The sequence below is a fragment of the Nonomuraea gerenzanensis genome, assembly GCF_020215645.1.
Taxonomy (GTDB): domain Bacteria; phylum Actinomycetota; class Actinomycetes; order Streptosporangiales; family Streptosporangiaceae; genus Nonomuraea; species Nonomuraea gerenzanensis.
Window position 1 is genome coordinate 11251107 of the sequence record NZ_CP084058.1, and the last position, 12603, is coordinate 11263709.

The 12603-nt window shown below is 73.3% G+C and carries 11 protein-coding genes; 2 read left to right on the forward strand and 9 right to left on the reverse strand.

The window, feature by feature from the left end; genetic code table 11:
• Positions 1–38: 38 nt before the first annotated feature.
• From LCN96_RS52395 to lhgO, 6 genes are all read right to left on the reverse strand, one after another.
• Positions 39–1931 carry a YfjP family GTPase gene (locus LCN96_RS52395; RefSeq protein ID WP_225269860.1) on the reverse strand — a complete coding sequence of 631 codons (1893 nt, stop codon included), beginning with the start codon at positions 1929–1931 and terminating at the stop codon, positions 39–41.
• A complete protein-coding gene (locus LCN96_RS52400) occupies positions 1928–3784 on the reverse strand; it encodes a GTPase domain-containing protein (RefSeq protein WP_225269861.1) in 1857 nt (618 codons plus the stop codon). The genes LCN96_RS52395 and LCN96_RS52400 overlap by 4 nt, the downstream gene beginning before the upstream one ends.
• A gap of 62 nt (positions 3785–3846) precedes the next feature.
• On the reverse strand, positions 3847–4506 hold the full coding sequence (locus LCN96_RS52405; protein ID WP_225276254.1) for a response regulator transcription factor: 660 nt from the start codon (positions 4504–4506) through the stop codon (positions 3847–3849).
• 65 nt (positions 4507–4571) lie between these two features.
• A complete protein-coding gene (locus LCN96_RS52410) occupies positions 4572–5987 on the reverse strand; it encodes a sensor histidine kinase (protein ID WP_225269862.1) in 1416 nt (471 codons plus the stop codon).
• Positions 5987–6679 carry a response regulator transcription factor gene (locus tag LCN96_RS52415; RefSeq protein ID WP_225269863.1) on the reverse strand — a complete coding sequence of 231 codons (693 nt, stop codon included), beginning with the start codon at positions 6677–6679 and terminating at the stop codon, positions 5987–5989. Before LCN96_RS52415 ends, LCN96_RS52410 begins: the two co-directional genes overlap by 1 nt.
• A gap of 17 nt (positions 6680–6696) precedes the next feature.
• Complete coding sequence (lhgO, locus tag LCN96_RS52420; RefSeq protein WP_225269864.1) at positions 6697–7887, reverse strand: L-2-hydroxyglutarate oxidase; 1191 nt, start codon at positions 7885–7887, stop codon at positions 6697–6699.
• A 70-nt stretch (positions 7888–7957) separates the two neighbouring features.
• Between lhgO and LCN96_RS52425 the strand changes: the two genes are divergently transcribed.
• Positions 7958–8332, forward strand: coding sequence for a hypothetical protein (locus tag LCN96_RS52425; protein WP_225269865.1), 375 nt, complete (start codon positions 7958–7960; stop codon positions 8330–8332).
• Positions 8333–8404: 72 nt separating this feature from the next.
• Here LCN96_RS52425 and LCN96_RS52430 read toward each other — a convergent pair whose 3' ends face one another.
• Positions 8405–9406, reverse strand: a complete 1002-nt coding sequence (locus tag LCN96_RS52430; RefSeq protein WP_225269866.1) for a hypothetical protein — start codon at positions 9404–9406, stop codon at positions 8405–8407.
• Positions 9407–9447: 41 nt separating this feature from the next.
• Positions 9448–10719 carry an MATE family efflux transporter gene (locus LCN96_RS52435; RefSeq protein ID WP_225269867.1) on the reverse strand — a complete coding sequence of 424 codons (1272 nt, stop codon included), beginning with the start codon at positions 10717–10719 and terminating at the stop codon, positions 9448–9450.
• Between the two features lie 92 nt (positions 10720–10811).
• Here LCN96_RS52435 and LCN96_RS52440 point away from each other — a divergent pair, with 92 nt between their 5' ends.
• Entirely contained in the window at positions 10812–11780 is a 969-nt protein-coding gene (locus tag LCN96_RS52440) for an aldo/keto reductase (RefSeq protein WP_225269868.1), read from the forward strand.
• A gap of 257 nt (positions 11781–12037) precedes the next feature.
• Here LCN96_RS52440 and thpR read toward each other — a convergent pair whose 3' ends face one another.
• On the reverse strand, positions 12038–12595 hold the full coding sequence (thpR, locus tag LCN96_RS52445) for an RNA 2',3'-cyclic phosphodiesterase (protein ID WP_225269869.1): 558 nt from the start codon (positions 12593–12595) through the stop codon (positions 12038–12040).
• Positions 12596–12603 lie beyond the last annotated feature (8 nt).

Consider the following 12603-nt stretch of genomic DNA (forward strand, 5'->3'; position numbering starts at 1 on the left):
GTCGCGCGCTGCTGCGCCGCGCCTCACGTCACATGGCGTCAGGTGCGGGCGCGGGCCAGCTCCAGGGCCTCCGTGAAGCGTGCGTACGTGTCCAGCTCCGCCTCCACGGGCTGTAGCACCAGCTCCCCGCCGACCTGGCCGATCGACGCGCGCAGCGCCTTGGCCGTACGGCGGGCCCTGCGCCTGCCGCCCGCCCAGGCCGCCAGCCGCGACAGCAACGCGATCAGCACGCCCGCCAGCGCGCCCCCGACCAGCAGCACCGTCGGCCACGGGACCACGCCGGCGGTCGGCAGCGGTGGCTGGGGCAGCCGAAGATAGTCCATCCCGAACAGCACCCCCAGCCACAGCGCTCCGGCCAGCATGGTCGCGAACACCAGCCACTGCAGCGCGTTCACCGCCCGCCACCACCGGGGCCGCTTCGTGCCGACGGCGGACGTCGTGGCCACCGCCCGGTCCACCGCGTCCGCCAGCTCCCGGGCGTGTGACCTGGCCACCTGCCGCACCGACACCGCCCACGGCCCTGGCAGCCCGCTCGCCGCCACCTCGCCGACGTCCCTGACCGCCGTCTCCACCTGCGCCCGCTGCACGGCCGACGCCGCCGGCACGGACGTACGCCCGACGATCTCCCCACCCGTGTACCCGCCGCCCGTCGGCCTGCCGCTCGCGAGCACGCCTGCGGACCCGCCGCCCGATCGGCCTCTGGGCGCCATGCCGCCGAGGCGCAGCCTGCGCAAGGGGTCGGGGCGGAACCTCCTCATCCACCGGGTGACGGGCCATCCGGTGGCGACCACGGCCCGGTGCCGGTGCCCCTTCGCCACGGCCTCCACGACCATCGGCACCCCGGCCGCCGCGCACAACGCCCCGGTGAGCGCCCGCTCGGCCCCGGCCATGCGCTTGGCGGCCCCGTCCCTGCCCAGCACCCCGTTCCCGCCGACGAGCTCCTCGCCACCCGCCCCGGCCCGCCCCAGCGCCAGCGCCCCGTTCCCAGGCACCGACCCCGCCGCGCCCGCCTCCGAAGCCCGTCCTGGGCCGTCCGCCTCAAGAGCCCGAGCAGGACCGTCCGCCTCAAGAGCCCGAGCGGGACCGTCCGCTTCCAGAGCCTGTGCGGGACCGTCCACAGCCTGTGCGGGACCTGCGGTGGCCAGGTGGTCGGCGGCGGTGCCGATGTCGGCGGCCAGCCGGGCCGACCACGACCTTCGTCGCGTGACCCGATCCCCGAGCAGCGCGCGCAGCTCGTCCAGCCCCTTCCCCGTACGCGCCGACACGGCGAGCACCGCAATCCCCGGCAGCCCGTCGTCGTCGAGCAGGCGGCGCAGGTCGCGCAGGCACCGGTTCACCGCGTCGGCGGGCAGCCGGTCCACCTGGTTGAGCACCACCACCATCACGTCCTGGTGCGCGGCCAGCGGGCGCAGGTAGCGCTCGTGCAGGGCGGCGTCGGCGTACTTCTGCGGATCCACCACCCACACCAGCAGATCGACCTGCTCCACCAGCCGGTCCACCTCCAGGCGGTGGGACAGCCGGATGGAGTCGTGGTCGGGCAGGTCCAGCAGGACGAGCCCGGTCAGGCCCGGGTCGGTGGCCGAGTGGCGGCGCGGGACGTCCAGCCAGTCCAGCAGCGGGCCCGCGCCCGCGCCGTCCCACAGCGCGGCCTGGGCGGTCGAGGTCGTGGGCCGGGTGACGCCGACGTCCGCCAGGTCCTCGCCGGCGAGCGCGTTGTAGAGGGAGGACTTGCCGCTGCCGGTGGCTCCCGCCAGGGCGGCCACGGTGTGGTCGATGGACAGGTCGCGGCGTACCCCGGCCCGCTCGGCGACGGCCCGCGCGCCGGACACCGCCTGCTCGGACAGCCGGCCCTCGCCCAGGGTGGCCGCCTCCAGCAGGGCGGCCAGCCGGGTGTCGAGCGACGGGCCCTCCTTGCGGCGCAACAGCTTCACGACCTCTCCTCCGGCGAGTCTCCGACCGACCCCTCGGTCCCCTCCCCAGGCAGCTCACCCGGCCGCGAGCCCTCCACCCCCAGCACGGGCCGTTCCACGGTCGGCGAGCCGTCCAGCACGGGCAGCTCCACCGTCACCCCAGCAGGCAACTCGCCGCGATGGTCGCGAATGCGCCCCGCCGCCGCACGCAGGGCGTCCGCCGTGCCCCGGGCCGGCTCCACCGGCTCCAGCCGGTCGGTGAACCGCCCCGCCTCCTCATCCAGCAGCCCCCGCACCCGTTCCCGCAGATCCTCCCTGGCCCGCGCCGTCAACGACCGCACCGCCTGATCCCCGAACACGGCCTCCAGCAGCTTCTGCGACAACACGCTCGTCCCGCCCGCGATCCCCACCTCGATCCCCGTCAACCCACCCGTGGACGCGAACACGGCCAGCATGAGCAGCAGCCCCGCCCCGTTCACCCCGAACGAGGCCACCCTGGCCGTGGTGCGCCGCTCGGCACCCTCCTCGCGGACGAGGTCGAGGACGTACTCCTGCCACCCCCGCACCGCAGACTCGGCCCGCTTGCCGAGGTCGGCCGAGGCGCGGCCGAGGCGGGCGGAATCGACGGGGCCGAGCCGTTCGAGCAGGCCGGGGCCGCCGGGCGCGGCCGACCAGCCCTCCAGGGCCCGCTCGGCGGCCCCGTCGGCGGCGCCCCTGATCAACGCCTCGACGCCGCTCTCCAGGGCGTCCCTGAGCTGGACCTCCGGCACGCGTCCAGTGAAGAAGCCGACGATGCGGTCGCGCAGCCAGCCGACGCGGCTCTCCAGGGAGCGCATGAGGTCGCCGGTGCCGATGAAGTCCTGCCAGCGGGCCAGCACCTCGCCGCGCAGCAGCGAGCCGTCGCGCATGCCCTCGTCGAAGTCGGCCATCCCGCCCGCGTACGCCCCCGCCACGATGGAGCGCAGCCCGTCGAAGGCTGCCTGCTGGCGTTCGACGGCGGCGGCCAGCGCGGGCACCCGGGTGGCGAGGCTGTCGAGCGCCCCGGAGAGCGTCTGGCGCACGACCCGCGACCGTTCGGCGGCGTCGGCGGCCAGCCCGGTGAGCCAGGAGGAGATGTCGGCGACGGCGGCGGCGGGCAGTCTGGCCTTCTCGTCGGGCAGCGCCGCCTCGGGGACGGTGAACAGCCGGGTGCCGTCGAGCCCGTTCTCGGTGAGCAGGCGGGCCAGGTCGCGGGAGACGGGCTCGACGGCCTCCGAAGGCACCCGGTCGAGCACGACGGCCAGGGCGGTGCTGCGCTCGCGGGCGGAGCGCAGGAAGCTCCACGGCACCTCGTCGGCGTAGCGGGCGGAGGTGGTCACGAACAGCCACAGGTCGGCGGCGGCGAGGAGCTGCGCGGCCAGCTCCCGGTTGGCGGTCACCACGGAGTCGATGTCGGGCGCGTCGAGCAGCGCCAGCCCGGCGCCCAGCGCGGGCGAGGTCACCACACGCAAGGCCCCCGGGTCCGCGCCGGTGCCGGGCTCGCCGGTGGCGCGGGACAGGCCGGGCAGCACGTTCTGGCCCATGAACCAGGAGCGGTCGGCGGGGCTGACCACCAGCGTCGGCACCAGCGTGGTGGGGCGCAGCACGCCCGGCTCGGCCACGTCGGCGCCGACCAGCGAGTTGACCAGCGTGGACTTGCCCGCGCCGGTCGAGCCGCCGACGACGGCCAGCAGCGGGGCGTCCAGGGCGCGCAGGCGGGGCAGCAGGTAGTCGTCGAGCTGGCCGGTCAGCTCGCGCAGGGCGCGCCGGTCGGCGTCGGCCTCGCCCACCGCCAGCGGGAACAGCTCCCTGTCCAGCGGTCGCCGCAGCGACTCCAGCGCGCCCAGCAGGTCCATGGGAACCACGCTATCCCCGATCGCGGCAGGTAATCGGGACTGACCCGCGTTCCTGCCGGCGATCAGGTGGAGGCGGGCGGCTCGCGCAGGACGTAGCCGACGCTGCGCAGCGTGTGGATGAGCCGCGGCTCGACGTCGTCCACCTTGCGCCGCAGGTACGACACGTACGACTCGACCACCCCGGCGTCCCCGCCGAAGTCGTAGTTCCACACGTGGTCGAGGATCTGCGCCTTCGACAGCACCCGCCCGGCGTTGACCATGAAGTAGTGCAGCAGCTTGAACTCGGTGGGCGAGAGCCGCACCTGCCGCCCGCCGCGCGTGACCTCGCGCGCCTCCTCGTCCAGCTCCAGGTCGGCCACCTTCAGCTTGCTGGCGGGCGCGACCTCCCCCCGCGTACGCCGCAGCACCGCCCGGATCCTGGCCTGCACCTCCTCCAGGCTGAACGGCTTGGTCACGTAGTCGTCCCCCACCCGCAGCCCCGCGATCTTGTCCTCGGTGGCGTCGCGGGCGGTCAGGAACAACACGGGCGCCTCGATGCGCCTGGCCACCTCGAACCCGTCGAGATCGGGCAGCATCACATCGAGCACCACCAGGTCGGGCGAGGCACGGACGGCCACCTCCACGGCCTCCTCACCGTCGGCGGCCGTCAGCACCTCGAACCCGGAGAAGCGCAGGCTAGCGGCGAGCAGATCCCTGATGCTGGGCTCGTCGTCCACCACCATGATCAGCGCCTCGGGTTTCGTCACCTACTTAGAGTGACAAAGCAGCCTGAGGGTTAGCTGAAGGCTCACTCCAAGGCGAGTGGGAGTTCGACGCGGAAGGTGGAGCCCCTGTCGGGGGCGCTGTCGACGGTGACGGTGCCGCCGTGGGCCCGCACGAGCGCCTGCACGATGGCCAGGCCGAGCCCGCTGCCCCGGTCCTCGGCGGAGCGGCGGCGGGACCGGGCGGAGTCGGCCCGGTAGAAGCGCTCGAAGACGTGCTCGACCTGCTCGGGGGTCAGGCCGGGGCCGTTGTCGACGACCTCGATGAACAGCTTGCCGGTGGCCGCCCCGGCCCTGACGATGATCGGGGAGCCGGGCTCGGTGTGCACGATGGCGTTGGTGACGAGGTTGCTGATGACCTGGCGCAGGCGTACCTCGTCGCCGGAGACGATCAGGGCGGCGCCGCCGACGACGTCCAGCTTGATCACCCGTTCCGGGGCGAGGATGCGGGCGTCCTGCACGGCGTCGGCGGCCAGCGCCAGCATGTCCACCGGCTGCATCTTCAGCGGCCGCTGCTGGTCCACCCTGGCCAGCAGGAGCAGGTCGTCCACCAGCACGCTCATCCGCCCGGCCGCCTTCTCCACGCGCTGCATCAGCTCGGCGGGGTCGGCGCCGGGGTTCTGCCTGGCGTACTCGGCGAAGCCGCGGATGGAGGTGAGCGGGGTGCGCAGCTCGTGGGAGGCGTCGCCGACGAACTGCCGCATGCGGTCCTCGGAGCGGCGGGCCGCCGCCTCGGAGGCGGACCTGGCGGCGAAGGCGGCCTCGATCTGGGCCAGCATCCCATTCAGTGACCTGGCCAGGCCGCCCACCTCGGTACGCGGGTCGCCGTCCGGCACCCGGCGGCCCAGCTCGCCCCCGGCGATGGCCTCGGCGGTGCGCTCGATCTCGCGCAACGGCCGCATGTTGTGCCGGACGATCGTGACCCCGGCCACGGCCAGGATGAGCAGGATGCCGCCGCCGCCGAGCAGCTCGATGAGCACGAGCCTGGTGGTGATCGCATCCACCTCCTCCAGGCTGACCGCGACCACGAGCGTGGTGCGCCACTGGGTCCGGGTGCCCAGCACCCGCCACTCGCCGTCCCCGCTGATCGCCGGCGCCGTGTACGCCTCAGGGCTGGGCGAGCGCGGCAGCACGGGCTTCGGCTTCTGGTCCACGGGGCGGTCGGTCAGCATCGGGACGTACTCACCGCCCGGCTCCTTGACCAGGGCGATCGCGTCGGACTCGATGAGGATCGGGTGCTCGGCGGTCTCCCTGTCCTTGCGCCAGTCGCTCCTGACCTTCTTGTCCATGCGCGCGCTGAGCAGGTGCAGCTGGCTGTCCACGCGGTCGAGCAGGTAGCCGTGCAGCACCGAGACGCTGACCAGGCCGATGAAGAACATGCCGAACCCCAGCAGCGCCAGCATCGACGCCATCAGCTTGATCCTCAGCGGCAGGCCGCGCATCAGGAGCTCGGTGGCAGGCGCAGGACGTATCCGACCCCGCGCAGGGTGTGGATGAGCCGGGGGCTCCGGTTGTCGATCTTCCGGCGGAGCACGGACACGTACGACTCGACGATGCCCACCTCGCCCCGGAAGTCGTAGTCCCACACGTGGTCGAGGATCTGCGGCTTGGACAGCACCCGTCCGGCGTTCGTCATGAAGTAGCGCAGGAGCTTGAACTCGGTCGGCGACAGCGCCACGGCGTTGCCCCCGCGCCACACCTCGTGGCTCTCCTCGTCCAGCTCGATGTCGGCGAACGTCAGCCGCGGCGGCGCCGCCTGGGTCTCCCCCGCGGTACGGCGCAGCACGGCGTGGATCCTGGCGACCACCTCCTCCAGGCTGAAGGGCTTGGTCACGTAGTCGTCGCCGCCGAGCGTGAGCCCGCGGATCTTGTCCTCGGTCTCGTCGCGGGCGGTCAGGAACACCACCGGCGTGTGCACCCCGCCGCCGCGCAGCCGCCTGACGATCTCGAAGCCGTCCAGGTCGGGCAGCATGACGTCGAGCACGACGAGGTCAGGGCGGTGTCGTTGGACGGCGGCCACGGCGTCGAGGCCACTCTTGGCCGTGGTCACGTCGAAACCCGCGAACCTCAGGCTCGCGGCGAGGAGCTCGAGGATGTTCGGGTCGTCCTCGACTATCAGCAGGCGTGATTCCATCACATCCAAGGATGCCCTCATCGGACGAGTGCTGGGACAATTCCGGCAATATGCCGGGCAATAGCCAGACTTGAGGTGGCGGCCGGAGAAGGGGCATTCCTCACCAGAACCACCTTTCCCCGGACATCGACCACGAAGTCATCCACGAGGCTTCCGTCCCTGGCGACGGCCTGCGCGCGCACGCCGCCGGGAGCCCGCTCCAGGTCGGCGGCGGTGAGCCCGGGCACATAGCGCCTGGCGTCCTGGAGGAACGCGCGCTTGGCCACAGATCCATAGACTTCCTTAACTCCGGTACGCCAGTGGGCCCTGGCCATCCGCAGCGTCCCAGGCCAACCAAGAATTTGCCGAACATTACGGAAATTCGACCATCGATAGCCCTCGTACGCCGTGGCCAGCACCGCGTTCGGCCCCACCAGCACGCCACCGCCGATCCGCCTGGTCAGGTGCACCCCCAGGAACGGGTAACGCGGGTCGGGCACGGGATAGATCAGCCCCCGCACCAGGTCCTTCGCGGCACCCCTGAGCGCGTAGTACTCGCCCCTGAACGGCACGATCCGCACCTCGCCTCCGGCCCCGGCCATCCGCGCCACCGCGTCGGTGCCGAGCCCGGCGCACACCACCAGGCGGTCGAAGGCGAACCTGCGCCTGCCCGCCACCACCTCGACCTTGCCCGCCCGTTCCCTGAGCGCCTTGACGGGGTGCGACAGGCGTACGGAGCCGCCCAGCTCGGCCACGTCCAGCGCGAGCCTGCGGGCGACCGCGGGGAAGTCGCAGATCGCGGTGCGCGGCGAGTGGATGGCGGCCACGCCGACCGCGTGCGGCTCGATCTCGCGCAGCCCGAGCGCGTCCAGCTCGGCGAGGTCGGGGACACCGTTGGCGCGCGCCCGCTCGGCCAGCGCCGCCAGCCTCGGCCGCTCGGCCTGACCGGCGGCCACGACCAGCTTGCCGACCTCCTCGTACGGCAGCGCGTGCGCCGCGCAGTAGTCCTTGAGCAGCGCCACGCCCTCCCGGCAGAGCCTGGCCTTGAGCGAGCCCGGCGGATAGTAGATCCCCGCGTGCACGACGCCGCTGTTGTGCCCGGTCTGATGGGCGCCGACGCGCCCCTCCTTCTCCAGCACGGTCACCTCGGCCCCTCGGGTGGTGGCCAGCTCGCGCGCGACCGCCAGCCCGACGATGCCGGCGCCGACGACTCCGATCTTCTCCGTCACACCACGATTTTCCGTGTTACCCGCCATCCCCGCCATATCCGGACGAATCGAACATGAGTACGATGTCCGTATGTACGTCCCACCAGAATGGCCCGCGGAGGTCCGGCCCCCCAGCGTGCCCGACTGGGAGACCTCCGCCGTCGCCTGGCTGCTCGACGCGGTGCCGCCGGACTACCGGGCGTACGAGGTGCTCAGACGGCATCCCGTGGCGCTGGCCGCGATGGCCCGCCACCACGTCAGGTCGGCCGTCGAGGCGGCCCGCGCCGGTTACCGGGCCGCCGCGGTCGACCTCAAGGGACACCTGCCGCCGCACGCCATCGAGGCGGTGCTCGACACCTACCGGCAGGAGGGGCCGCGGCTGGTGCGGTTGTCACGCTCCATCGACGTGGTCGAGCGCGCCCTGAGGGGCGACATGTTCACCGCCACCATGCGCCGCGAGCCCTGACCGCCGAGTCAAGCGGCCCGGCCGCTGTCGCCGCGGCTCCAGCGGCCCCGGCCGCTGCCCCCTCGCCACCGCTCAGCGCGTGCGGCGGGCCAAAAACGTGATCACGCCGATCGCCCCCACCGCCGCCGCGAGCCAGATGAGCACGTCCCTCGCCGTCAACCCGGTGCCGTCACCGGCATCGTCGGCCCGCGCCGCCGGGGTCGGCCGCGGCTCCTCCTCGGCCCTGACCGGGCTCGGCGTGGGAGTCGCGGCGGCGGGCAGCGGCACCCGGTAGACGGGGCTGCGCGGCCCCTCGCTGCCGACCAGCAGCGCCCTGCCGTCGGCGGTGTACGCGATCGACTCGGCCTGCTCCAGCTCCGGCATCGGCACCCTGCCGATCGTCTCACCCGAGGGCCGGTAGAGGGTGGCGGAGAAGTAGGTGCGCACGACGTACGACGAGCCGTCGGGGGCGTAGGCGGCGTCGGTGGCCATCAGCGGCGCGCTCGCGACCTTGCGCAGGATGTTCACCCGGTCCGTACGCAGCGTCTTCGGCGCCGCGTACACCGAGCCGGCGAACTCCTTGGACACCACGTAGAGCCGCCCGGTCCGCGGGTGCACCATGATGCCCTCGGCGTTGCGCGCGCCGTCGGCGTACCGGAACCGGTAGCGGACGGCGGGCAGCGTGGCGTCGGCGACGGTCTGTGGCTCGCTCACCTTGTAGACCGACACGTTCGGCCAGGCGCCGTCGAGGTTGTCGCCGATGTCGGCGAACCAGAGCACCCCGCGCCCCGTCCGCGGGTCCTTCGTGGCCGCCATGGCCTCCCAGTCGCGCGCCTGCGCGCCGCGCACCTGGTACGTGGCCCGGGTGCGCCCCTGGCCGTCCACGGCGTAGAACGTGGGGGTGGCCGCGCTGTCGTTGTGCGTGTAGTAGAGGCCGTCGTGCGTCGGCGACAGGGCCAGGCCGCTCGACTCCGTGATCCGCTGGTCCCTGAAGGTGAACAGCTTCTCCGTCCCGTCGTCGGCGGCAGCCGGCGCGGCCGGCAGCAGGCACACGGCCGCCACGACGACGAGCATCCTGGTCACGAAGTCCCCCACGCCAGCCATCATGCCTCACCGGGCCCGCGCGTCCAGCACTCCTAGGAGGACCGCGCGGCCAGGCCCACCCTGGCGCTGTGGCGGTGGAAGCCGGTGCCCTGCAGCGCGACCAGGAGCCCGTTGGCGATCGCCATGGCCGTCCACAGGCCGTCGATCCCCCAGGTGCGCGCCACGGGGACGGCGGCCACGACCAGCAGGCCGTACCCGATGACGAAGAAGACGAGGCTGGAGGAGGAGCGCTTGAGCGCGGTCAGGCCGGTGCCCTGCACCGCCTGGGCGGAGTCGAGCAGCGCGGCCAGCAGCATCACCGGCAGCAGCCCGAGTGCCCGGTCCCGCACCGCCGCGTCGCCGCTGAAGAGCACCAGCACGTGCTCGCCCAGCCCGAGCAGCAGCCCCGCCACCAGGAGAGTCCCCGTGACGGCGAGCGCGGCGGCGCGCCACAGGGCCCGCCGCGCGCCGGCCGGGCCGGGCGCGCGGGCGACCTCGGGCACCGAGGCCAGCGCGACGGACAGGGAGGCCAGCATGATCAGGCCGGTGAGCGTGGTCAGCACCGCGTGGGCGGCGGTGTCGCGCGTGCCCGTGGTGCTCGCGGCGAACGTCACCACGCTCAGCACGCCGAACTTGATGAGCACGGTCCCGGCCAGCGGGACGCTGACCCTGGCCAGCTTCACGATCTCGCGCGGCCTGGGCCGTCCCTGCCCGATGGGCCGCCCCAGCGCCCGCCGCAGGCTGAGCGCGGCCACGCCCGCCGCCGCCAGCCCGGACAGCGCCCAGGCGATGCCCACCCCGGTCAGCCCGAGCCACGGCACCAGCACGGCGGTGAGCCCGCCCACCCCCACCCCGAAGATCAGGGACGGCCAGAGCACGTCACGGCTGCGCCCCAGCGCGACCAGGATCGTGCTCGCCCCGCCGGTGGAGGCGAAGACCAGCAGGTAGACCGCCAGGAACCAGGGCAGCACCCCCATCTCCCGCACCACCTCGGCCGGCACCCCGGTGACCCCGGCGACCAGCGGCACGCACAGCACCGCGACGGCGCCCAGCGCGCCCGTGGCCAGGCTGAGCCAGCGCGCGTCCCGCACGACGGGCACGGCCGCCGCGGGCTCGTCCCTGAACGGGGCCACGAACGGCCCGAGGCCGCGTAACGCGCCCTGCACGGCGGCGGCCGCGGCGTTGAGCACGGCGCTGATCACGGCGAACGCGGCCAGCGTGACCGTGTCGTGGTTGCCGAGCACGGACGTGACGATCAGCGACCCCGCCGTGCCCGCGACCATCGCCAGGAAGACCGGCACGGCGGCGCGCAGCAGCGCGATCATGAGGAGGGGAGACCCGGCAGGCCCGTTCTGTCCGAGATCATGAAGCGAGTCTATGGCCTGGAGTGCGCTCCAGGTCCTTAGTGTGGGGTGTCATGGACTACGTCAACCTCGGACGCAGCGGACTCCTGGTGAGCCCGCTCTGCCTCGGCACCATGAACTTCGGCCCGCGCACCACGGAGGACGACTCCTTCGCGATCATGGACCGGGCCCACGAGCTGGGGCTGAACTTCTTCGACACGGCGAACGTCTACGGCGGCCAGAAGGGCGAGGGCATCACCGAGCAGATCGTCGGCCGGTGGTTCGCCCAGGGCGGTGGCCGCAGGGAGAAGACGGTCCTGGCCACCAAGGTCTACGGCGACATGGGTGACTGGCCCAACGAGCGAGGGCTGTCGGCGCTGAACATCCGCCGCGCCTGCGACGCCTCGCTGAAGCGCCTGCAGACCGACTACATCGACATCTACCAGGCCCACCATGTGCACCGGCCGACCCCGTTCGAGGAGTTCTGGGAGGCCATGGAGGTCCTGCGGCAGCAGGGCAAGATCCTGTACGTCGGCTCGTCCAACTTCGCGGGCTGGCACCTGGCCAAGGCCCAGGAGACCGCGGCCCGGCGCAACTTCCTCGGCCTGGTCAGCGAGCAGACCCACTACAACCTGCTCACCCGGGCGCCGGAGCTGGAGGTGCTGCCCGCCGCCGAGGACTACGGCCTGGGCGTCATCCCGTGGAGCCCGCTGGCCGGTGGCCTGCTCGGCGGCGTGCTGCGCAAGCTCGACAAGGGCCGCTCGGGCGCCGAGCACATGCTCAAGCAGCTGGAGCGGCACCGCGACAAGATCGAGCAGTACGAGAAGTTCTGCGACGAGCTGGGCGAGGAGCCGGCCGACGTGGCCCTGGCCTGGCTGCTCAAGCAGCGCGCGGTCGCGGCGCCGATCATCGGCCCGCGCACGATGGCGCAGCTCGAAGGCAGCCTGCGCGCGCTGGAGATCGACCTGGACGAGGCCGCGCTGGCCCGCCTCGACGAGATCTTCCCTGGCCACCGCACCGCTCCGGAGGACTACGCCTGGTAGCACCTTCGCGCGCCGGCCGTCGCCGCGGCCTCACCCGCCCGGCGGCGGCCCGGCCGCGTGCGCGATCAGGCGTCTGGACGAGGCGTGTGAGCAGGCGTCTGCGCGAGGCGCGATCAGGCGTCTGCACGAGGCGTGCGGTCGGACGCCGGGCAGGCGTCCGCTCTCAGGACAGCAGGGCGCCGACGATCACGATCAGCAGGAGCAGGCCGAGCACGATGGGCAGCAGCCAGGGGCGAGGACGATCCACGACCTGGAGCCTAGCTCTGCTCTGCGGGTGCCAGCGCCCATTCGGCGAGTGACTCGTACCTCACCGGCGGCCCCAGGTGACTGCGGACGAGCCGGACGTGCTCCGCCCGCCACGGCGAGCCGCTGAACCCCGACAGCGACTCCACCATCGGCCGCAGGTCGGTCTCCGCCTTGGCCCTGGCGAGCGTGAGGTGCGGGTGGAAGCGCTTCTCGTCGGTCTGCGCCGCCCCGGCCCGGCGGGCGCCCGCCTTGACGGAGTCGGCGAGCCGGGTCATGGGGTCGCCGGTGACGCCCACCCAGAAGACCCGGGCCCGCCGTACGGAGGAGAAGGCGCCGAAGCGGTCGAAGGCCAGGTTCAGCACGCTGTGCCGGCGCACGGCGCGGGCCAGGCGCGTCTCCAGGTCGGGCAGCGCCCGCTCGGGCACCTCGCCGAAGAACCCGAGCGTGATGTGCCAGGTCTCCCGGTCCGGCCAGCGCAGCCCCGGCACCTGCCCGACGTGCGGCGCGATGGCGCGCGCGATCTCGTCCAGCACGCCGTCGGGCGGCACCAGCGCCGCGAAGAGCCTCATACCTCACG

Coding starts and splice junctions, on each gene's coding strand:
- LCN96_RS52425 (WP_225269865.1), top strand. CDS start 7,958: ATGTACGTCCCACCAGAATGGCCCGCGGAGGTCCGGCCCCCCAGCGTG.
- LCN96_RS52405 (WP_225276254.1), bottom strand. CDS start 4,506: ATGGTGGTGGACGACGAGCCCAGCATCAGGGATCTGCTCGCCGCTAGC.
- LCN96_RS52435 (WP_225269867.1), bottom strand. CDS start 10,719: ATGATCGCGCTGCTGCGCGCCGCCGTGCCGGTCTTCCTGGCGATGGTC.
- thpR (WP_225269869.1), bottom strand. CDS start 12,595: ATGAGGCTCTTCGCGGCGCTGGTGCCGCCCGACGGCGTGCTGGACGAG.
- LCN96_RS52400 (WP_225269861.1), bottom strand. CDS start 3,784: ATGGACCTGCTGGGCGCGCTGGAGTCGCTGCGGCGACCGCTGGACAGG.
- LCN96_RS52440 (WP_225269868.1), top strand. CDS start 10,812: ATGGACTACGTCAACCTCGGACGCAGCGGACTCCTGGTGAGCCCGCTC.
- LCN96_RS52410 (WP_225269862.1), bottom strand. CDS start 5,987: ATGCGCGGCCTGCCGCTGAGGATCAAGCTGATGGCGTCGATGCTGGCG.
- LCN96_RS52415 (WP_225269863.1), bottom strand. CDS start 6,679: ATGGAATCACGCCTGCTGATAGTCGAGGACGACCCGAACATCCTCGAG.